Origin of the sequence: Bradyrhizobium sp. BR2003, from assembly GCF_009720285.1 — a bacterium.
Taxonomy (GTDB): Bacteria; Pseudomonadota; Alphaproteobacteria; order Rhizobiales; family Xanthobacteraceae; genus Bradyrhizobium; species Bradyrhizobium elkanii.
This window is the reverse complement of record NZ_SMYJ01000035.1, coordinates 191,205-211,167: the sequence shown is the minus strand read 5'-3', so window position 1 is coordinate 211,167 and position 19,963 is coordinate 191,205. Positions and strand designations below refer to the sequence as shown.

Annotated in this window: 22 protein-coding genes, 1 tRNA gene and 1 pseudogene; 11 read left to right on the top strand and 13 right to left on the bottom strand. The window is 63.9% G+C overall.

Annotation, left to right across the window (positions count from 1 at the left end):
* Positions 1-134 precede the first annotated feature (134 nt).
* From lptB to E2I15_RS29940, 6 genes are all read left to right on the top strand, one after another.
* Entirely contained in the window at positions 135-1,121 is a 987-nt protein-coding gene (gene lptB / locus E2I15_RS29965) for an LPS export ABC transporter ATP-binding protein (protein WP_137478375.1), read from the top strand.
* A 90-nt stretch (positions 1,122-1,211) separates the two neighbouring features.
* On the top strand, positions 1,212-2,867 hold the full coding sequence (gene rpoN / locus E2I15_RS29960; protein WP_137478376.1) for an RNA polymerase factor sigma-54: 1,656 nt from the start codon (positions 1,212-1,214) through the stop codon (positions 2,865-2,867).
* 185 nt (positions 2,868-3,052) lie between these two features.
* Complete coding sequence (gene hpf, locus E2I15_RS29955) at positions 3,053-3,652, top strand: ribosome hibernation-promoting factor, HPF/YfiA family (protein ID WP_016843544.1); 600 nt, start codon at positions 3,053-3,055, stop codon at positions 3,650-3,652.
* Positions 3,653-3,883: 231 nt separating this feature from the next.
* A complete protein-coding gene (gene ptsN / locus E2I15_RS29950; RefSeq protein WP_016843543.1) occupies positions 3,884-4,345 on the top strand; it encodes a PTS IIA-like nitrogen regulatory protein PtsN in 462 nt (153 codons plus the stop codon).
* 55 nt (positions 4,346-4,400) lie between these two features.
* Complete coding sequence (locus E2I15_RS29945) at positions 4,401-4,697, top strand: nucleotidyltransferase family protein (RefSeq protein ID WP_137478377.1); 297 nt, start codon at positions 4,401-4,403, stop codon at positions 4,695-4,697.
* A gap of 136 nt (positions 4,698-4,833) precedes the next feature.
* The gene (locus tag E2I15_RS29940) at positions 4,834-5,043 is read left to right on the top strand and encodes a HepT-like ribonuclease domain-containing protein (protein ID WP_137478378.1); all 210 of its coding nucleotides are present in this window, start codon (positions 4,834-4,836) and stop codon (positions 5,041-5,043) included.
* Positions 5,044-5,129: 86 nt separating this feature from the next.
* On the opposite strand, the gene E2I15_RS29935 is transcribed toward E2I15_RS29940, so the two are convergent.
* A complete protein-coding gene (locus E2I15_RS29935; protein WP_028341722.1) occupies positions 5,130-5,735 on the bottom strand; it encodes a TetR/AcrR family transcriptional regulator in 606 nt (201 codons plus the stop codon).
* A 360-nt stretch (positions 5,736-6,095) separates the two neighbouring features.
* On the opposite strand from E2I15_RS29935, the gene E2I15_RS29930 reads away from it, so the two are divergent.
* The 3 genes from E2I15_RS29930 to E2I15_RS29920 all read left to right on the top strand — a co-directional run bounded on the left by E2I15_RS29930 (position 6,096) and on the right by E2I15_RS29920 (position 9,713).
* Positions 6,096-6,899, top strand: coding sequence for an SDR family NAD(P)-dependent oxidoreductase (locus tag E2I15_RS29930; RefSeq protein WP_016843541.1), 804 nt, complete (start codon positions 6,096-6,098; stop codon positions 6,897-6,899).
* 36 nt (positions 6,900-6,935) lie between these two features.
* Positions 6,936-8,066 carry a DUF5938 domain-containing protein gene (locus E2I15_RS29925; RefSeq protein ID WP_137478379.1) on the top strand — a complete coding sequence of 377 codons (1,131 nt, stop codon included), beginning with the start codon at positions 6,936-6,938 and terminating at the stop codon, positions 8,064-8,066.
* Between the two features lie 123 nt (positions 8,067-8,189).
* Positions 8,190-9,713 (top strand): AMP-binding protein, encoded by a 1,524-nt coding sequence (locus E2I15_RS29920; RefSeq protein ID WP_137478380.1) that lies wholly within the window; start codon positions 8,190-8,192, stop codon positions 9,711-9,713.
* Between the two features lie 23 nt (positions 9,714-9,736).
* Here the strand turns inward: E2I15_RS29920 and E2I15_RS29915 are convergent, their stop codons facing one another.
* Entirely contained in the window at positions 9,737-10,294 is a 558-nt protein-coding gene (locus E2I15_RS29915; protein WP_137478381.1) for a cytochrome P460 family protein, read from the bottom strand.
* Between the two features lie 267 nt (positions 10,295-10,561).
* On the opposite strand from E2I15_RS29915, the gene E2I15_RS29910 reads away from it, so the two are divergent.
* Positions 10,562-10,909 (top strand): DUF6665 family protein, encoded by a 348-nt coding sequence (locus tag E2I15_RS29910; protein ID WP_137478382.1) that lies wholly within the window; start codon positions 10,562-10,564, stop codon positions 10,907-10,909.
* Positions 10,910-10,981: 72 nt separating this feature from the next.
* Here E2I15_RS29910 and E2I15_RS29905 read toward each other — a convergent pair whose 3' ends face one another.
* The 8 genes from E2I15_RS29905 to E2I15_RS29870 all read right to left on the bottom strand — a co-directional run bounded on the left by E2I15_RS29905 (position 10,982) and on the right by E2I15_RS29870 (position 18,303).
* The gene (locus E2I15_RS29905) at positions 10,982-11,251 is read right to left on the bottom strand and encodes a BQ00720 family protein (protein WP_137478383.1); all 270 of its coding nucleotides are present in this window, start codon (positions 11,249-11,251) and stop codon (positions 10,982-10,984) included.
* A gap of 50 nt (positions 11,252-11,301) precedes the next feature.
* Positions 11,302-11,727 (bottom strand): Hsp20 family protein, encoded by a 426-nt coding sequence (locus E2I15_RS29900; protein ID WP_021082592.1) that lies wholly within the window; start codon positions 11,725-11,727, stop codon positions 11,302-11,304.
* A 169-nt stretch (positions 11,728-11,896) separates the two neighbouring features.
* A complete protein-coding gene (locus E2I15_RS29895) occupies positions 11,897-12,979 on the bottom strand; it encodes a sn-glycerol-3-phosphate import ATP-binding protein UgpC (protein WP_137478384.1) in 1,083 nt (360 codons plus the stop codon).
* Positions 12,980-12,982: 3 nt separating this feature from the next.
* Positions 12,983-13,831: a sn-glycerol-3-phosphate ABC transporter permease UgpE gene (ugpE, locus tag E2I15_RS29890; protein ID WP_137478385.1), complete on the bottom strand. Its 849-nt coding sequence runs from the start codon at positions 13,829-13,831 to the stop codon at positions 12,983-12,985.
* Positions 13,831-14,712: a sn-glycerol-3-phosphate ABC transporter permease UgpA gene (gene ugpA / locus E2I15_RS29885; RefSeq protein WP_137478386.1), complete on the bottom strand. Its 882-nt coding sequence runs from the start codon at positions 14,710-14,712 to the stop codon at positions 13,831-13,833. Before ugpA ends, ugpE begins: the two co-directional genes overlap by 1 nt.
* 163 nt (positions 14,713-14,875) lie before the next feature.
* Positions 14,876-16,192: a sn-glycerol-3-phosphate ABC transporter substrate-binding protein UgpB gene (ugpB, locus tag E2I15_RS29880; protein WP_137478387.1), complete on the bottom strand. Its 1,317-nt coding sequence runs from the start codon at positions 16,190-16,192 to the stop codon at positions 14,876-14,878.
* Between the two features lie 290 nt (positions 16,193-16,482).
* Positions 16,483-17,688: a CaiB/BaiF CoA transferase family protein gene (locus tag E2I15_RS29875; RefSeq protein ID WP_137478388.1), complete on the bottom strand. Its 1,206-nt coding sequence runs from the start codon at positions 17,686-17,688 to the stop codon at positions 16,483-16,485.
* A gap of 189 nt (positions 17,689-17,877) precedes the next feature.
* Positions 17,878-18,303, bottom strand: coding sequence for an organic hydroperoxide resistance protein (locus E2I15_RS29870; protein ID WP_137478389.1), 426 nt, complete (start codon positions 18,301-18,303; stop codon positions 17,878-17,880).
* Positions 18,304-18,492: 189 nt separating this feature from the next.
* Between E2I15_RS29870 and E2I15_RS29865 the strand changes: the two genes are divergently transcribed.
* The gene (locus E2I15_RS29865; protein WP_028337536.1) at positions 18,493-18,954 is read left to right on the top strand and encodes a MarR family winged helix-turn-helix transcriptional regulator; all 462 of its coding nucleotides are present in this window, start codon (positions 18,493-18,495) and stop codon (positions 18,952-18,954) included.
* 17 nt (positions 18,955-18,971) lie between these two features.
* Here E2I15_RS29865 and E2I15_RS29860 read toward each other — a convergent pair.
* From E2I15_RS29860 to E2I15_RS29850, 3 genes and pseudogenes are all read right to left on the bottom strand, one after another.
* Positions 18,972-19,212, bottom strand: a pseudogene (locus tag E2I15_RS29860) (GIY-YIG nuclease family protein).
* An 86-nt stretch (positions 19,213-19,298) separates the two neighbouring features.
* Positions 19,299-19,374, bottom strand: a tRNA-Ala gene (locus tag E2I15_RS29855).
* A 95-nt stretch (positions 19,375-19,469) separates the two neighbouring features.
* Positions 19,470-19,877, bottom strand: coding sequence for a TIGR02300 family protein (locus E2I15_RS29850; protein WP_018269282.1), 408 nt, complete (start codon positions 19,875-19,877; stop codon positions 19,470-19,472).
* Positions 19,878-19,963: the final 86 nt, after the last annotated feature.

Sequence of the window (19,963 nt, the reverse complement as noted above, 5' to 3'; positions counted from 1 at the left end):
CAAACGCGTCCGCTTTTGTCGCGCGGGAAGGCCGGTATTCAGAGTTCCGGCTCATGCTTGCGGCGTCGCATGCGAATCGATCGATGCGCAGGCAGGGTCGCGGGATCACCGTGAAAGGCTGAAGCGAAGCGGGGATGGTGGATTTTCTCGGCATGTTCCGGCGGCGCTCTGCGAAACGCAGTACCGGATTTGCGCGCTCGCATGACGACATCACGGCGCTCGGGGACCAGTTCGGCGAGATGCTGACGTCTCCGGTGCGTGATGCGCCGCCGATGGCGCGCGCCGCGTCGGCTCCCGGCGTCGAGCTGCCGCGATCCCAACCGGCAGCAGCGCCCGCACCGGCGCGTGCGAGGCCGGCCAGGAGCAGCGCGCCCGCCGCGCCGCAGCTGATCAAGCGGCCGGGTTATCTGGCTGTGCATAGCGTGGAAAAGAGTTTTGGCAGCCGGCAGGTCGTGCGCGGCGTCAGCATCTATGTGCGGCGTGGCGAGGCGGTCGGCCTGCTGGGGCCCAACGGCGCCGGCAAGACCACCGTGTTCTACATGATCACCGGGCTGATCAAGGCCGATCGCGGCGCCATCGAGCTCGATGGCCACGACGTCACCAAGCTGCCGATGTATCAGCGCGCGCGCCTTGGCATCGGCTATCTGCCGCAGGAAGCCTCGATCTTCCGCGGCCTGTCGGTCGAGCAGAACATCCGCGCCGTGCTCGAGGTCGTCGAGCCCTCGAAGAAGAAGCGCGAGCACGAGCTGGACTCGCTGCTCGACGAGTTCAACATCACGCGGCTGCGCAAGAGCCCGTCGATCGCGTTGTCCGGCGGCGAGCGCCGCCGCGTCGAGATTGCGCGCGCGCTGGCGACGCGCCCCAATTACATGCTGCTCGACGAGCCGTTCGCCGGCATCGACCCGATCGCGGTCGGCGACATCCAGGACCTCGTCCGCCATCTCACCAACCGCGGCATCGGCGTGCTCATCACCGACCATAACGTCCGCGAGACGCTCGGCCTGACCGACCGCGCCTATATCGTCTATGCCGGTGAAATCTTGACTGAGGGCAGCCCGGAGGAGATCGTTAATGATCCCGATGTCCGTCGGCTTTACCTTGGCGAGGAATTCCGCCTCTAGCGCTATTTTCCGATCCGTCAAGCCGTGTACAAGGGCTTCGGACTAATATAAGCAAGAATCGAGCCAACTTTTAAGGTCGATCTTGTCTCCATGGCGCTGACGCAAAGACTAGAGTTCCGCCAGTCGCAGTCGCTGGTGATGACGCCGCAGCTGATGCAGGCGATCAAGCTGCTGCAACTGTCGAACCTGGATCTGTCGGCCTTTGTCGAGGAAGAGCTGGAGCGCAATCCGCTGCTGGAGCGGGCCGCCGACGGACCGGAGCCGCCGGTGGCGGGCGAGCCGGCCAGGGAGCGGCCGGACTACGGCGATTCCGATGGTTCCAGCAGCTATGGGGACGATGGCGACGCCTCCGACATGGCCGCAGGCCCAGGCGGCGAGGCCGCCTTCGAGCCCGGCCAGGAGGAATGGCTGAACCGCGATCTCGGCAGCCGCGCCGAGATCGAGCAGACGCTCGATACGCGCCTCGACAACGTATTTTCCGAGGAGCCGGCGGAAGCGGCGGCGCGCGCCGCTCAGGATGCACCGCCATCGGTCTACACCGAATGGGGCGGCGGCGCCTCCAGCGACGACGAGTACAATCTCGAAGCTTTCGTGGCCGCCGAGCTGACGCTTGCGGACCACCTCGCCGAACAACTCGCGGTGGCGTTCTCGGCGCCGGCGCAGCGCATGATCGGGCAGTATCTGATTGACCTGGTTGACGACGCCGGCTACCTGCCGGCCGATCTCGGCCAGGCCGCCGAGCGGCTCGGTGCGTCGCAGCAAGCGGTCGACGAGGTCGTCGCGGTGCTGCAGAAATTCGACCCGCCCGGCGTATGCGCGCGAAACCTGAGCGAATGCCTCGCGATCCAGCTGCGCGAGCTCGATCGCTACGATCCGGCGATGCAGGCGCTGGTCGAGCATCTCGACCTGCTCGCCAAGCGCGACATCGCGGCCTTGCGAAAGCTCTGCGGCGTCGACGACGAAGACATCACCGACATGATCGCCGAGATCCGCCGGCTCGACCCGAAGCCCGGACTGAAGTTCGGCACCGCGCGGACGCAAACCATGGTGCCTGACGTCTACGTGCGTCCGGGTCCCGACGGCGGCTGGCATGTCGAGCTCAACAGCGACACTCTGCCGCGCGTGCTGGTCAACCAGACCTATTACGCTGAGCTGTCGAAGACGATCCGCAAGGACGGTGACAAGTCGTACTTCACCGACTGCCTGCAGAATGCGACCTGGCTGGTCCGCGCGCTCGATCAGCGCGCCCGCACCATCCTGAAGGTCGCGACCGAAATCGTCCGCCAGCAGGATGGCTTCTTCACTTATGGCGTCGCGCATTTGCGGCCGCTCAATCTGAAGGCGGTCGCGGACGCGATCCAGATGCATGAATCGACGGTGTCGCGCGTCACCGCCAACAAATACATGGCGACCAATCGCGGCAGTTTTGAATTGAAGTATTTTTTCACCGCCTCGATCGCGTCGGCCGACGGCGGCGAGGCGCATTCGGCCGAAGCGGTGCGTCACCACATCAAGCAATTGATCGACGGCGAGGCGCCGTCGGCGATCCTGTCCGACGACACGATCGTGGAACGTTTGCGCGCCTCGGGCATTGATATCGCCCGCCGCACCGTCGCGAAGTACCGCGAGGCGATGCGGATACCATCCTCGGTGCAGCGACGCCGTGACAAACAGAGCATGCTCGGTAATGCCCTTTCGGCCCCTGCCTCCTCGTCCGACCGGTCGCGCGATACAGCCTCCGTTTAGGTTACTTCTTGAGCGTGACCCCGTCCGGGTAGGGACTGGGCCATGCGCTCGTTGCGTTCGCGCCAAATCGGGATAGTCTCAATCTTTCCAGGTCGAGCGTCGTCCAGAAGGGGAGGTAACCGGAAGCCCAGCAAGCATCATGCTCCTGCAAGAGTGATCGAGGCATCCAGCAATTGAGGCATCAAATGACCCTTCGAATCTCGGGAAAGAGCATCAGCATCGGCGAGGCGCTTCGCGCGCGCGTCAGCGAGCGCACCGACGAGGTCCTGCGAAAGTATTTTGATGGCAACTATTCGGGTCACATCACGCTGAGCAAGGATGGCTTCGGCTTCCGAACCGATTGCGCGCTGCATCTGGATTCCGGCATCACGCTGGAAGCCGAATCCAATGCCGCCGACGCCTATGCCAGTGCGGACGCCGCGCTCTTGATGATCGAGAAGCGCCTGCGCCGCTACAAGAGCCGGCTCAAGGATCGCTCCGCCCGCAAGACCTACGCCGCGACTGCCGCGCTTGCCGAATTGAACGGCGTCGGGCTCGACGCGCCGAGCTACGTCATCGAGGCGCCCGAGAACGAGGACGAGGTCACCGAATACAGCCCGGTGATCATTGCCGAGGCAACCACCGCGCTGAAGCGGCTGTCGGTCAGCGAAGCCGTGATGGAGCTCGATCTGACGGGCGCCTCCTGCCTGGTGTTCCAGCATGGCGGCAGCGGCCGGTTGAACATCATTTACCGCCGTACGGATGGCAATGTCGGCTGGGTCGATCCGCCGGCGGTGAGCCCTTGAGGATAGTTGGCAGATGGCATTGACGTCCGAAGCCAGCCCTGCTTATGGTCCGCCGCCTCCAGGAACAAGGGGGGCGGAACAGGGTTCGCAGGTGTTGGCACCGCCGATACGTTGGAGTAGAAGCCCTGCCAACCGGACCCGGGCTAAGCCCGCATCCCACCTCATCTTCTTGACGCCGCCGCTGTAAAGCCTATTTCGCAACCTGACGGTCATTCACCTCGGAACGTCCCAATGCCGATTACCGATTTGGTCGCACCCGAGGCGATTCTCCCGGCTTTAAAAGTCATCAGCAAGAAGCAGGCGCTGCAGGAACTCGCTGCGCGTGCCTCCGCTCTGACCGGGCAGAACGAACGCGCCATCTTTGAGGTGCTGCTGCAGCGCGAGAAGCTCGGCACCACGGCGGTCGGCTACGGCGTCGCCATTCCGCACGGCAAGCTGCCCAAGCTGGAGAAGCTGTTCGGCTTCTTCGCCCGCCTCGAGCGCCCGATCGATTTCGAGGCGATGGACGGCCAACCGGTCGACCTGATCTTCCTGTTGCTCGCCCCGGAGGGCGCCGGCGCCGACCACCTCAAGGCGCTGGCGCGGATCGCCCGACTGCTGCGCGACCAGGACGTCGCCAAGAAGCTGCGTGCCTCGCGCGACGCCCAGGCGATCTACTCGGTGCTCGCGCTGCCGCCGGCGAGCGCGGCGTAAGGCCGCCTGCCGCACGATTTTGCGGGCGCTTGGCTGCCCGTGGTATAGTTCGTCTATGATGCGAACCGAAGCCCTCAGGAAGCTCCCTGACCAGGCTGATGCCGTCAAGGCACTCGGGGCGACTTCGCTGTATCTATTTGGTTCGACGGTGCGCGACGAAGCGCACGCCGAGAGCGATATTGATCTTTTCGTCGACTACGATCCTCGCGGCCGGTTCAATGCGCTCGACCTGGTTGCGACCAAGCGACTGCTCGAAGAGAGTCTCGGCGTCGAAGTCGATCTCACCACCCGGAAAGGACTTCATCCACTAATTCGAGAGCGGATCGAGGCGGAGGCAATGCGGGTTTTCTGAATGATCGTGCGCTCCCCCCTTGCTTCGCATCCACGACATGCTCGAAAGCATCGATGGCATCGAAAGGGCACTGACGGGAAAGTCCATCCGCGACTACGAGCGCTCGTGGCTGCTGCGCTCCGCAATAGAACGCTGAATCGAGGTCATTTCGGAAGCGAGCCGCCATCTTGGCAGCGAGTTGAAGGCTCAGCACAAGAATGTCCGCTGGAAAGACATTGCGGGCATAGGCAACATCTTGCGGCATGATTACCAGCGCGTTGACGCCACGATCATCTGGAATGCGGTCAACGATGATCTACCACCGCTGAAGGCCGCGCTGTTGGCGCTCAAGGCTTCGCTGCAGTAGCGCAGCCTAACCGTACGTACGGTCGCACGAACTTCATCAAGCTGAATCGATCGTCCGTTTGTGCGGGCCGACCAGTCGCAATTCTCTCAGCAGATCGTCGGCAGCAGACGGCGGACTTCGTCGAGCAGATCTGGAACGGCTTTCTCGTCATTGGCGAGATGCCGGAGCAGCGCGCTCTGGAACAGGCCGTCGAACAGCGCATAGAGCGCGGCCGGAGACGAAGCCGGCCGCTTGTTGCCGAGCTCGGCGTAGCGCGTGGCGATGCGCCAGATCATCGCTTCCAGGCTCTTGTCGATCTCGAGCACGTCCTTGCGGAACGCGGGCTCGAACATTGCCTGTGAGCGCAGATCGTACCAGAGCCGATGCATGCGCGCTTCGTTCTCGAGCGTGGCTGCGAGCTTGGCGAGGAAGCCTTCGGTCAATTCGTCGCGGCTGCGTGCTGTCGTCACCACCTCGTCATAGCGCGTCACGCATTTCGCCTTGTAGTGGCGGACGCAGCAGCAGATCAGGTCGAGCTTGTCGCTGAAGTAGTAGTGAAACACGCCATGCGTGAATGCGGAGTTCTGCGCGATCTCGCGCAGGCTGGTGCGCGCGAAGCCGAGCTCGCCAAGCGTTTCCAGCGCGGCCTCCGCGAGCTCGACGCGCCGCGCGTTGAACTTCTCGTCGCGCAGCGCCTCGGCCGCCACAGCCACGCGTTGGGCCGCCCCTGTCGCTTGCCGCGCCATTCCGTGCCCTTCCTCTGCTTCTTCCCTCGAGCGACTATACCGCGGCGACCGCGGCGCGCTCCATCTCTTCACAACCACCCTCTTGGACACTTGTCAAATTGAGACTTGACAAGTGTCAAGTTCCTGGACGAGGGTTGGGACAATAATTTGGACAACCGTCAAGACGGCTGACCAATCGACAAACCAGGAGGAAATGCACCGCCGGGGCGCGCCAACGCTGCGCTCTGCCGACGCCGGCCGCGACCATCAATGCGTTTCAAATGCGCAGGCCCGGCCCACGCTGCCTCAGCACCACCATCAATCGGCAAGCAAAGGGAGGACTACGTCATGAGTGGGAAGAGCCTTGAAGGCAGGAAAGCCCTGGTCACCGGCGGCGCCCGGGGGATCGGCGCGGCGATCGCGCAGGCACTGGCGCGGTCCGGCGCCGCGGTCATGATCGGCGATATTCTCGACGATGCCGGCAAGGCCAGCGCTGCCGAGATCGCCAAGGCCGGGGTGAAGACCGGCTTCGTCAAGCTCGACGTCACTGACGATGCGCAATGGGAACGGGCCGCCGCAGCGACGGTCGAAACCCTCGGCGGCTTCGACATCCTGATCAACAATGCCGGCATCGAGATCACCTCGCTGGTCGCCGACATCAAGGCCGAGGACGCGCGCCGCATGTGCGACGTCAACATCGTCGGCACCGTGCTCGGCATGAAGCACGCCTTCCGTGCGATGCGGCCGGGCGGCGCCGCCGGCAAGGGCGGCGCGGTCGTCAACATCGCTTCGGTCGCGGCGACGATCGCCTTTCCGAGCATCGCGGTCTATTCCGGCACCAAATCCGCGGTCGACCGCATGACGCGCGTCGGCGCGATGGAAGCAGGCAAGCTGGGCTACGGCGTGCGCGTCAACTGCATCTATCCCGGCCTGATCCCGACCGACATGGGCCTGCAACTCGCCAATGACATCGTGAAGATCGGTCTCGCGCCCGACGTCAACGCCGCGGTCGGTTCGGTGGTGGAGCAGACGCCGCTCGGCAAGCTCGCGGAGGTCTCCGATATCGCCGACGCCGCCGTGTTCCTGTGCTCGAACGATGCGCGCTTCATCACCGGCATCGGCCTGCCGGTCGACGGCGGCATGGGCATGTAGCGACAAGGCTGACAACAAGCATTTCGGAGGATCGCAATGAGCGAGAAGAAGCCCGTCATCGTCTATGGCGCTTCCGGCTACACCGGCCGGCTGGTCTGCGAATATCTGCGCGAGTACAACATTCCCTTCATCGCCGCCGGCCGCAGCGCCGAGAAGCTCAACGCCGCGATGAAGTCGAACGTAGCCGGCATCGAGACCGCCGACTATGAGGTGGTGTCGGTGCCGCACACCGTGGCCGCGCTGACTGAATTGTTCAAGGGCGCCTCGGTGGTGCTCAACACCGTGGGTCCCTTCGCCAAGTTCGGCGGCGAGGTGGTGCAGGCCTGCCTGGCCGCCAGGTGCCACTACACCGACACAACCGGCGAGCAGGACTGGCTGATCACGCTCGAGCAGGAGTTTGGTGCGAAGTTCGCCAATGCCGACCTGTTGCTGGCGCCGGGCATCGCGCAGATGTACACCACCGGCGAGATTGCCGCGCAGCTGTGCCTTGAGACGCCCGGCCTCGACACGCTCGATATCGCTGTGTTCTGGGGCGGGAGCCCGACCATCGCCTCGACACAGACCATCCTCGTCAACGCCGCGATGGCCAAGGCGTACTATCTGGAGCAGAACAAGTACGTCGAGCATCAGCCCGATGCCGGCCTTTACAACCTCGCCATCCCCGGCCAGCACGAGCTGGCGCTGGCGCTGCCGTGGGGCGGCACCTCGCACCCGGTGTGGTTCAAGCAAGATCCGCGCGTGGCCAATGTGAAGGTGCTGGGCGGCGTGTTCAATCGTGCGCTGATGCTGGGCGTGCCGCAGATCGTCGCCGCCGCGCTGGAGGCGACCAAGGACATGAAGCCCGACGAGCGCTACGCCGCGTTGGCGCAGACCGCTGCCGGCGTGATGAACACCATGCCGCCGCGCGAGAACCCGCGCGTCAACAAGTCGCTGGATTCGGTGTATGCCTCCGGCCCGCTGGGGCGCGCGCACTGCGTCATCTATGGCAACAGCAACTACAAGCAGACCGGCATGCTGCAGGCCTATGCTGCCGCGCACCTGCTGCAGCAGCCGCCCAAGCGCGTAGGCTTCGCCTCCGGCTGTCAGGCGTTCGGCCATCGCGAGCTGCTCGGGCAATTGCGGAGTTTTGGGCTGGTCGGCAAGCCGGTCCTGACCGTGCATGATTGAGCTCGAGCCCCGCTCGGATCGGGGCTCGACACTCCGTTCCCTGAAGCGTTTTCGTTTTGCTCGAAAACGCTCCTCCCGCGGGTGACGCGTAGCGCGTCACCCGCCTCTTGCGCGAGACCTGCCATGCGCTTCATCGATTATCTCGACAAGGGTGCCTCGCTCGGTGCCGACGCGCCGTGTCTCACGATGGACGAGCGCGACCTTAGCTACGGCGGCGTGCAGCGGCTGAGCTATCGCATCGCGCGCGGCATCGAGCGGTCGGGCATCGCTCCCGGCGAGAAGGTCGCGATCCTGTCCGGCAACGATCCGCTCGCTTTCGCCTGCGTGTTCGGCATCTCGCGCGCGGCCGCCGTGTGGTGCCCGATCAATCCGCGCAACGAGGCGGCCGAGAACAAGTTCATTCTCGACCAGTTCGATTGCAGCCTGCTGCTGTTCCATTCGAGCTTCGCGCCGATGGTCGACGCCGTCAGGCAGGATCTGCCCAAGCTGCGTACGCTGGTCTGTCTCGACGCCGAGCTGCCGTTCGCGCCGTTATTCGAGCGCTGGCTCGGCGGCCTTGCTGATGAAGTCTATCAGCGTGAGACGATCGACGATCTCGCGATGATCCCGGGCACCGGCGGCACCACCGGCAAGCCGAAGGGCGTGATGCTGTCGGGACGCAACATCGAGGCGATGACCGCGCTGACCTTGATCGGTTACCCGTTCAAGGGCCGTCCGGTCTATCTCGCGCTGGCGCCGCTGACCCATGCCGCCGGCGTGCTGTGCTTCCCGATCATGACGCTGGGCGGTCGCATCGTGATCATGCACCACCCTGACATCGGCGAGTTCCTGACGCTGATCGCGCGCTATCGCGTCACCCACACCTTCTTGCCGCCGACCGTGATCTACATGCTGCTCGATCATCCCGGGCTCGACGCGGCCGATCGCAGCTCGTTGCAATGTTTCTGGTACGGCGCGGCACCGATCTCGGCGACGCGGCTCGCGGAAGCCCTGCGGCGGATCGGGCCGATGGCGCAGCTGTTCGGCCAGACCGAGGCGCCGATGATGATCTCGATGATGCCGCCAGCCGATCACTACAATCCGGACGGCACGATCGCGATGGAGCGACTTTCGTCGGCCGGGCGGATCGGCCCGCTGGTGCAGGCCGGCATCATGGATGGCGACGGCAAGCTGTTGCCGGCGGGATCGCGCGGCGAGATCGTGGTGCGCGGATCGCTGGTCATGGAAGGCTACTACAAGAACCCCGAGGCTACGCGCGAGGCTTCGGTGCATGGCTGGCACCACACCGGCGATATCGGCTACATCGACGGCGACGGCTATCTCTATATCGTCGACCGCGCCAAGGACATGATCATCACCGGCGGCTTCAACGTCTACTCGATCGAGGTCGAGAACGCGTTGCGTGCGCATGAGGCTGTGCAGGATTGCGCGGTGATTGGACTGCCCGACGACAAATGGGGCGAGCGGATCGTCGCCGTGGTGCAGCCGCGCGCCGGTCACACGGTCGATGCGGCTGCGCTGGCTGCGTTCGTCAAGCAGCAAATCGGCAGCATCAAGACGCCGAAGCAGATCGAGGTCTGGGACGATCTTCCGCGTTCCAAGGTCGGCAAGGTGCTGAAGCCGGACATCCGCGCGCGGCTGGTGTAACGCTAGCCCGTGCGATCCCGTGTCTACCTCTTGCCGTACTCGGTGAACACGTAGTCGCGGTTCTGCACCACGGTGTGGCACGCATGTCCGCATTTCGCGTCGTTTTCCTGGGGCGGATTGTCTGCCGTGGTGGCAGGTCTGAACGCATCCGAGGCGGGATCATACTCGAACGCGCCGTATCCCCACCCGCCGCTGTCCGCGAACCTCTTGCTGTCCTTGACCATGAAGTCGACGTCGTGCTGTGCGCCTGGCACCGTCGGCTGGCCGGGATACGCCTCCTGCTTCTTCGGGATCCAATGGATCTTCGCCATCTTGGCGCCATCCGGGAATGGCTTGCCATTGCCGGGTATGCCTTCCCGGAAGGCGCCGATCATCGCGGGATTGCCCAGGATCGCGGCGATGACGCCTTCGTTCTCGCTGATCGCGATCACCGGCCAGTCCTCGTATCCCCTGAACTCGGAGAACGCGAGCCCGTTCGGCACTTGCAGGCTGTACTTGTCCTGCGCGGAAATCGCGACACCTGTCGCGAGGACGGACATCGACACCGAAGCAACGAGATTGATCAGCGAGCTCTTCTGCATGGTCGCATCTCCAATCGATCTGGCGGCGAATAATTCTTGCTGGAAATCCTCTTGTCGCATTGCCATTCACGGGAACCGATTACAGCACGGAATTGCACAGAGTGAAATGGAGCCGCGGTCCGCTGCCTAAGACTGCGCAAACGAACTACTCAAATCGAGTGGATCGGCACTTGGAATGATCGAAGACACGAGCACCTATTGACAACCAGCCGATGACGCCGGAAGACGGACGCGCGCAACATTGCGTGTGCGAACCAGGGATGACTGATGTCCCGCGATTTTCGCCTTGATCGCGTTCCCGTCGACGTTCTCGCTTACGAGCTCGCCGAAGAGAGGGCGAGTGCGCTCGGCCGCATGGGCCGCGCGCTGGAACAGGCCCTCGCGAGGCTGCGCGAGTTCGATGCCGCCCATCCGCGCGCTGAAGCACCGGCGCCCACACAACAGGCACGACGCATCCTGGTGCGGGAGGCCGGCCATGCGCTCTGGATGTTCGTGGTGCAGCGGGAGGCGTGCGGGCTGCGCAACAACCGCATGCTGATGCGCGATTACAACGTGCCCGGCGAGGTGCAGCTCAGCATGGGCCCGCTGCTCGCCACGTCGACCACATCGCCATAAAAAATGCGCGGGCCGCCTCGGTGTCGAGGCATGCCCGCGCATTGAATTCGCGGATGCTAATTCAACCCCGCGTCAATGGACGCTGACGGCCTGCAGTTCGTTGCTCCAGGCGTTCGCGATCGCGGCTTCGCGGCTGTCGGTCAGCATGATCGGCGTGCCGTCGGCGGCATGCAGTGCGAACAGCTTGAGGCCCGGCGCGATCTTCGGCGCCTGCGGAAAGAGATCTGGCACGTCCTCGGAGCGGACCTGCTTCACATAGGCGATATGACCTTCGCCCAGATGGGCCAGCGCTTCCGGCGTGACGCTCTCGGATTCGATGGTGGTGGTACTCAGTTCACTCATGGTCTCGACTCCTCAGTCAGATAAGCGGTCGAGTCCGCTCGTTGTTTCTATTATTCGTGCTCATTGATAGCGATTGTCTTAATGACCCGTTCAGGTTCCGGCCTGGCCAGGTCAATCGACAACAACCCGTTCTTCAGATCCGCGCCCAGCACCTGCATCCCCTCCGCCAGCACGAAGGTGCGCTGGAAGTGGCGCGCGGCGATGCCGCGATGGATGTATTGCCGAGCCTTGTCGTCCTGCTGGCGGCCGCGGATGACGAGCTGATTTTCCTCAATAGTTACATCGAGTTGGTCGCGGGTGAAGCCCGCCACCGCCAACGTGATGCGTAGCCGTTCAGGCTGCCCGTTGGTACGGTCGCACCGCTCGATGTTGTACGGAGGATAGCCGTCGGCGCCCTTCACGACGCGGTCGAGCGCCCGCTCGATCTCGTCGAATCCCAGAAGGAACGGACTGGACAACGATGGAACACGAGACATTACAAAGTCCTCTCGAAGCGACTTTGAGGGGCCCTTGCGGCGCCCCATGCAACCGGCGGGCCGTCTGGCCTCCGGTCAGTGAGGAATATGGGGTGGTCTGGATAGCGTTCAAGCAGCCCCGAAACCAGCCTAAACGCCCGCAACATGAGGGTAAATTCTTCCCGATCGGTTACTCCCCGACGCGCTTGCGGCCGTCGGCGGTAAAGAGGTGCAGCTTGTCGCGGGGGGCGACGGCCCGGATCCGCTCGCCGATGGCTGGACCCGAGACGCCGGGAACCCGGACGATCACCTCGCCGGGCGACAGCTCGCCCGGATTGGCGGCAACGCCCTGCTCCTCGCGCTGGCGGCTGCCATAGACGAACGTCTCGGCGCCGACATGCTCGATCGCCTCGACGGTGAGGCCAAGCGCGACGCCGCCGGATGCGGTCTCGCGCGAGATCACGAAATCCTCCGGCCGGATCCCGACAATGCCGGCGCCGTCTGCGCCCGTGATCTGGGACTTCAGCTCGTCCGCGCGCAGGGGCATCAGGTTCATCGGCGGCGCGCCGATGAAGGAGGCGACGAAGGTGGTCGCCGGCTTCTGGTAGATCTCCAGCGGATTGCCGATCTGCTCGACCTGTCCGCCGTTCATGACGACGAGGACGTCGGCGAGCGTCATCGCCTCGAGCTGGTCGTGGGTGACGTAGATCGACGTGGTGTTGAGCCGGCGCTGCAGCTTGCGGATCTCGACCCGCATCGCGATGCGCAGCTTGGCGTCGAGGTTCGACAGCGGCTCGTCGAACAGGAACACTTTCGGCTGGCGCACGATGGCACGGCCCATCGCGACGCGCTGGCGCTGGCCGCCGGAAAGCTGGCGCGGCTTGCGCTCCAGCATCGGCGAGAGCTCGAGGACGCGCGCGGCCTCCTCGACGCGGGTCTTGATTTCGGTCTCGGCCATGCCGCGGTTGCGCAGGCCATAGGCCATGTTGTTGTAGACGCTCATATGCGGATAGAGCGCGTAGTTCTGGAACACCATCGCGATGTCGCGATCGGCGGGCTCGACCTGGTTGACGATGCGGCCGCCGATGTCGATCTCGCCGCCGGTGATGGTCTCGAGCCCCGCGACCATGCGCAGCAGCGTGGACTTGCCGCAGCCGGATGGGCCGACCAGCACGCAGAACTGGCCGTCGCCGACGTCGACATCGACGCCCTTGATGGCCTCGAAGCCGCCGGGATAGGTCTTGCGGACGCTGCGCAGCGTGACGTTAGCCATGGATTATTTTTCCGTCTCCACCAATCCGCGCACGAACAGTTTCTGCATCACGACGACGACGAACACCGGCGGCAGCATTGCGAGCAGCGCGGTCGCCATCACGATCGGCCATTCGGTCAGCGCGTCCGTCGTCGTGATCATCTTGCGGATGCCGACCTGGATGGTCTGCATGTCGTCGCGCGTCGTGATCAACAGCGGCCAGAGATACTGATTCCAGCCGAGGATGAACAGGATCACGAACAGCGCCGCCATGTTGGTGCGTGACAGCGGCAGCAGCGTATCCCAGAAGAAGCGAAACGGGCCTGCGCCGTCGATCCGCGAGGCCTCCAGCAATTCATCCGGCACGGTCATGAAGAATTGGCGGAACAGCAGTGTCGCGGTGGCTGACGCGATCAGCGGCAGCGACAGGCCGGCATAGCTGTCGAGCAGATGCAGATCGGCGACGATCTTGTAGGTCGGATAGATGCGCACCTCGACCGGCAGCATCAAGGTGATGAAGATGATCCAGAAGATCGCCATCCGGAACGGAAACCGGAAATAGACGATCGCGTAGGCCGAGATGATCGAGATCGCGATTTTGCCGACCGCGATCAAGAGCGCCATGATCAGCGAGTTCAGCATCATGTGGAGCACCGGCTCGCGGGTCGAGCCGCTCGTGCCGACAAACAGCGTCTGGTAGTAGGTCTCGAGGAAATGGCCGCCGGGCAGCAGCGACATCTGGCCGTTGGCGATCACGGCGTTGTCCTGGGTCGAGGCGACCAGCGCGAGATAGACCGGGAAGGCGACGATCGCGATCCCGATCCACAGGATGACGTGAGCCAGATAGCGCTGGAAGCCTTCCTCCTCGACCATCAGTAGGTCACCTTGCGCTCGACGAAGCGGAACTGGATCGCCGTCAGCATGACGACGATGACCATCAGGATGACCGACTGCGCCGCCGACGAGCCGAGATTGCCGCCGAGCAGGCCATCCGTATAGACCTTGTAGACCAGCGTCTCGGTTGCCTTGCCGGGACCGCCGCGGGTCATGGTGTCGATGATGCCGAAGGTGTCGAAGAAGGCGTAGACGATGTTGATGACCAAGAGGAAGAAGATGGTCGGCGACAGCAACGGGAAGATCACGGTCCAGAACCGCCGCATCGGGCGAGCGCCGTCGATCGCGGCGGCCTCGATCACGCTCCTCGGGATACTTTGCAGCCCGGCGAGGAAGAACAGGAAATTGTAGGAGATCTGCTTCCAGGCCGCGGCGAGGATGATCAGGGCCGCCGCCTGGTCGCCGTCGAGCAGCGGATTCCAGTCGATGCCCATGGCGCGCAGATAGCGCGACAGCACGCCGAGCGAGGGGTGCAGCATGAACACCCAGAGCACGCCGACCACCGGCGGAGCCACCGCATAGGGCCAGATCAGCAGCGTGCGATACAGCGTCGAGCCGCGCAGGGGCTTGTCAGCCATGACCGCGAGCAGCAGCGCGAAGGACAGCGAGGAGACCGCGATCGCGAACGAGAACACGAAGGTTCGGACGATCGCCGCGAAATAGGCCGGCTCCTTGAACAGCTCGAGATAGTTCTCGAACCAGACGAAGCTGGTGGAGAGGCCGAACGCGTCCTGCAGCAGGAAGGATTGGATCACCGCCTGCACGGCCGGCCAGTAGAAAAAGATCAGGACGATCGCGAGTTGCGGGGCAACCAGCGCGTAAGGCAACAGCTTTGACTGGAAAATCGCTTGCTTTTGCATGGGCTCGAAGGAAGGGCAGGCCGCGGATGCGGCCTGCCGGTTGATCGCCCTAAAGCGCGATGAGATGAGGTCGGATCGTCATCGCGCTTTAGCTTGTCGTCTGGGCATGATCTTTTCGGAAAACCGCTTCGCACTTTTGCGGATCATGCCCGAAGGCATCATGTCAGCGGACGGCGGTCTTTTCAAACTGCCGCAGCATCTGGTTGCCGCGCTCGACGGCGGCGTCCAGCGCCTGCTTGGCGGTCTTCTTGCCGGCCAGCGCCTGCTCGATCTCCTCCGACCACATGTCGCGCAGCTGCACCATGTTGCCGAGGCGCAGGCCGCGGGAGTTCGCGGTCGGCTCCTTGTTGGTGAGCTCGAGCAGCGGGGTCTCGAGATAGGGCTGGTCCTTGTAGAAGCCCTCTTCCTTGGCCTTGGCGTAAGCGGCCTTGGTGATCGGCAGATAGCCCGAGGCCTTGTGGATCCAGACCTGGCGGTCGGTGTCCGAGAGGAAAGTCAGGAACTTGGCCACGCCCTTGTATTCCTCGGCCGACTTGCCCCCCATCACCCAGAGCGAGGCGCCGCCGATGATCGAGTTCTGCGGCGCGCCCTTGGCGTCGGGATAATACGGCATCGGCGCTGCGGTGAAGTTGAACTTGGCCTGCGCCTTGACGTTGCCGAAGAAGGCCGACGAGGTCAGGTAGATCGGGCATTCGCCCGAGGTGAAGCGGCCTTCGCCGGTGTTGGTGCGGCCGGCATAGTCGTAGGTCTTGTCCTTCTGCAACTCGACGAGGTTCTCGAGATGCTTGACCTGCAGCGGGCCGTTGAATTCGAGCACGGTGTCGAAGCCGTCGAGGCCGTTGGCCTTGCTGGCGAGCGGCACATTGTGCCAGGCCGAGAGCTGTTCGAGATTGACCCAGGTGACCCACGAGCCGGAGAAGCCGCAGGTGGCGTAGCCGGCCGCCTTCAGCTTCTTGGCGTCGTCGAACACTTGCGGCCAGGTCTTCGGAATCTCTGCGATGTTGGCCTTCTTAAGCGCATCGAGATTGATCCACATCACCGTCGACGACGAGTTGAAGGGAAACGACAGCATCTCGCCCTTGGAGGTCGAGTAGTAGCCGGTGATCGCGGGCAGATAGACGCTCGGATCGAACTTCTCGCCGGCGTCGGCCATCAGCTTGTAGACCGGTTTGACGGCGCCGGTGGCGGCCATCATCGTCGCGGTGCCGACTTCGAACACCTGCATGATATGCGGCGCGTTACCGGCGCGGAACGCGGCGATGCCGGCGTTCATGGTGTCGGCGTAGCCGCCCTTGTAGGTCGGGATCACCTTGTAGTCGGATTGCGAGGCGTTGAAGTCGTTGGCCAGCTTGACGATGACGTCGTTGTTGGCGCCGGTCATCGCGTGCCACCACTGGATCTCGGTCACCGCAAACGCGGGCGACGCGAATGCAAGCGCGGCAGCGGTTGCCGCGGCAGCGCCTAGTCGTCGAAAGAACATCAAAACCCCTCCCAATTGGAACGTCGTCTTTCGTTGCGCGCGTTATCAGCGCCGGATGACGTTCAAATGACCGTATAAACGAAAGTCATGGTAGGGGGGAAGCCGAAGCGAAGGGAAGCGGTAAAAAAGGCGAAGACCGCAGCCGCATCCGTGCGGTGCAACGCCGGCCGCGACGCTGCACCGCAGTGTTGATGCGTCGGCCGGTTCGATACGGGCCGACGCATCCGCTTTGTCCTGACGCGAACCGGTGCCCATCCCGCATCACGTGCGAGACAGGCTTGAAAACGCCTTTAGCGCTTGCGCTGGGGACCGCAGACCACGCCCTTCTCAACCAGGCCGTTGATCTCGTCCTTCGAGTAGCCGAACTCGCCGAGCACTTCGGTGGCGTGCTGGCTGAACTTCGGCGGCGTGCGGCGCAGGCTCGGCTTGGTGCGTTCGAGGCGGATCGGCGAGGCGACGCCCTTGTACCAATCCTTCTCGATGACGTCGCCGCGATGAATGGTGTGCGGGTTGGTCAGCGCCTGGTCGATCTTCTGCACCGGGCCGGCCGGCAGGCCGGCGGCGAGCAGCCGGTTGCACAGCGGCTCGGCCTCGTGCTGGCTGAACACCGCGGCCAGCTCGACGCGGAGCGCATCGCGGTTGGCGATGCGGTCCTTGTTGCGGGCAAAGCGCGGATCGGTGCCGAGCTCGGGCTTGCCGATCTCCTTGGCGAGCTTGCGGAAGGTGCCGTCATTGCCGACGCCGATGAAGATGTTGTCGGTCTTGGTCGGGAAGATCGCGTAAGGAACGAGGTTGGGATGCTCGTTGCCGGTCAGCGACGGCGGCTTGCCATGCATGAAATAGTTCGCGGTGTGCGGATGCATGATCGCAAGCCCGGTCTCGTACAGCGTCGTCTCGATGAACTGGCCGAGCCCCGAGCGCTGCCGCTCCGACAGCGCCATCAGGATGCCGATCGTGGCGTAGAGCCCGGTGGTGATGTCGACCAGCGGCACGCCGATCCGCATCGGACCGCTCTCCGGCGAGCCGGTCGCCGCGATCATGCCGGTCATCGCCTGGATGATCGCGTCATAGCCGGGATTGCCGCCGCGCGGGCCGTCGGCGCCGAAGCCGGAGATCCGGCAGTGCACGAGGCGCGGAAATTTCGCGCGCAGCACGTCGTTGCCGATGCCCCATTTGTCGAGCGTGCCCGGCTTGAAATTCTCGATCAGCACGTCGGCGGTCTCGAGCATCTTCATCAGCACCGCGCGTCCGCCTTCGGAAGCGAGGTCGAGGCCGATCGACCGCTTGTTGCGGTTGATGCCGACGAAATAGGCCGCATCCTCGTCATGGAAGGGAGGACCCCAGTCGCGCACCTCGTCGCCGGCGGGCGGCTCGACCTTGATCACATCGGCGCCGTGGTCGGCGAGAATCTGGGTGCAATACGGACCGCCGAGCACGCGCGTCAGATCGATCACGCGCAGGCCGGTCATCGCGCCCGTAGCCGCTGGGGTATTCATGGAAGCAACCTTCGCTCAGTTGGGGTCAGATAACGAGGGTCCCAGAGCTAACGGTCTTCAGCCGGGGCAGCAATGCTTCCGTCGGCGCAGCCCCATGCAGCAGGCGGCGCATGCGTTCGCCAAGCGAACCGGCCGCTGAAAGAGCGATGGTCCGCCACGTGTCGCGGCGGACCATTGCGTGATGTGGAATTAGACGACGCTCAGCTTGACGTCGACATTGCCGCGGGTCGCGTTGGAATAGGGGCACACCTGGTGGGCCTTCTCGACCAGCGCTTCGGCATCGCTGCGGGCGAGCCCGGGCAGCGACACCGCGAGCTCGACGGCGAGGCCGAAGCCGCCTTCCGAGCGCGGGCCGATGCCGACCGTCGAGGTCACCGAGGTGTCTGCGGGAACTTTGGGGCCGCCCTGCGAGGCCACGAACTTCATCGCGCCGATGAAGCAGGCGGCATAGCCGGCCGCGAACAGCTGCTCCGGATTGTTGCCGGCGCCGCCGCCGCCACCGAGCTCCTTCGGGGTCGTGAGCTTGACATCGAGCGCACCGTCGAGCGTTGCCGCATGGCCGTCGCGGCCGCCGGTTGCCTTGGCGCTGGTCTTGTAGAGCACGTTTACAGACATCGTGGTCTCCCTTGGTGGTTGGGCTTGAATTCGACGATGGATGTATTGCATGCGAATAGATTGTGCGCAATATAAAATATGCGGCCTCACATTTAATTGTTCGCAATTGAATTCGCGGTCCCGTGAGCCCAGAATGACCCGGAAACGAGATGGATTCGATGCGGAAACGAGATGGATTCGATGGGAGTCATGGCCAGGAAACCGACGGCGGCGGATCAGGCGCTGCGGCTCGATAACCAGATCTGCTTTGCGGTCTATTCGACCGCGCACGCCTTCAACCGTGTCTACAAGCCGCTGCTCGACCGGCTCGGGCTGACCTATCCGCAGTATCTCGTGATGCTGGCGCTGTGGGAGCGCGACGATGTGGCGGTGAAGGACCTCGGCGAGCGCCTGTTCCTGGATTCCGGCACGCTGACGCCGCTCTTGAAGCGGCTGGAGGCGGCGGAGTTGATCAGGCGGACCCGCAGCACCGCTGACGAGCGGGTGGTGCTGATCGCGCTGACGCCGCAGGGCCATGCGCTGCGCGAAAAGGCCAAGGCCGTGCCGCAGTCGATCCTCGCGGCCTCGGACTGCACCGTTGGCGAACTGATGGCGATGAAGGACGAGATCGTCGCGCTGCGCGACCGGCTGAATGCGGTGCTGGGGGAGTAGGGGGCGGAGGCGGGCGGTTAGAGGCGCTTCTTGGCGAAGGCGCGGCCGCTATGGGATTTGAGATATTTCTCGAATGCCAGGGCTTTGCACTTGTCTGGAAATGCGCAGTACCAGACCAATTCCCACGGCATGAATTTCGAGGTGTGCGCGGATTTGCCGGGCGTTGTGCTCAGGAAGCCGCCGTTTCAGATCTTCGGTCGCGCCGACATATTCCTGATCGGGGAAGTTGATGCTGCGGATGATGTAGACATACCACATTCGCATCCACGGATAGCCAGGGCAGCTGACCGTCCGTCGCCCCTCGGGCTACGCCGGACGCCACGCGTAGCCCGAAGGGCGAAGCGTGGTGGAGCCAGGCGGGATCGAACCGCCGACCTCTTGCATGCCATGCAAGCGCTCTCCCAGCTGAGCTATGGCCCCTTATCCAGTTGGGATGATCCTGGGGGATCGATCCCGGCCCGCGCGGCCTGGACGACTCGCGCGGCAGCACCGTTGATCATAGATCGGCGCCGATCTCAAGTCTCTTCGTCGCCGCCGACGTCACCAATTATGTCGGTGACGTCCTCATCGCCCTCTTCCTCGTCGGCGATGAAGGTCGAATCGTCGTCGTCATCGTCGTCGATGGTCTCATCGACCTCGATATCGTCCTCGGATTCGGGAACCTGGGCCTTGACCTTCCCGGTGTTCTCCTCGGCATCGGCCTCCTCGAGCGAGACCATCTCTTCGGCCTCGGCGGGCTCCGGCATGTCGGCTGCGGTCGCGGGCGAACTGACGGTGGCGCCGCGGCCCCGCGCCGGGGCGACCGGCGCGATCGGCACGACTTCGCCGGTATAGGGCGAGATCACCGGATTCTTGTTGAGGTCGTAGAACTTCTTGCCCGTGGTCGGGCAAATGCGCTTGGTTCCGAGCTCGGACTTGGCCACGTGGTAATCCCAGAATTTTCCTGAAAAACGGAGCTTCACTTGGCTAGTTGAGAGGCTGCTGTCAATAGCGGTTTGCGCGCAAGTGA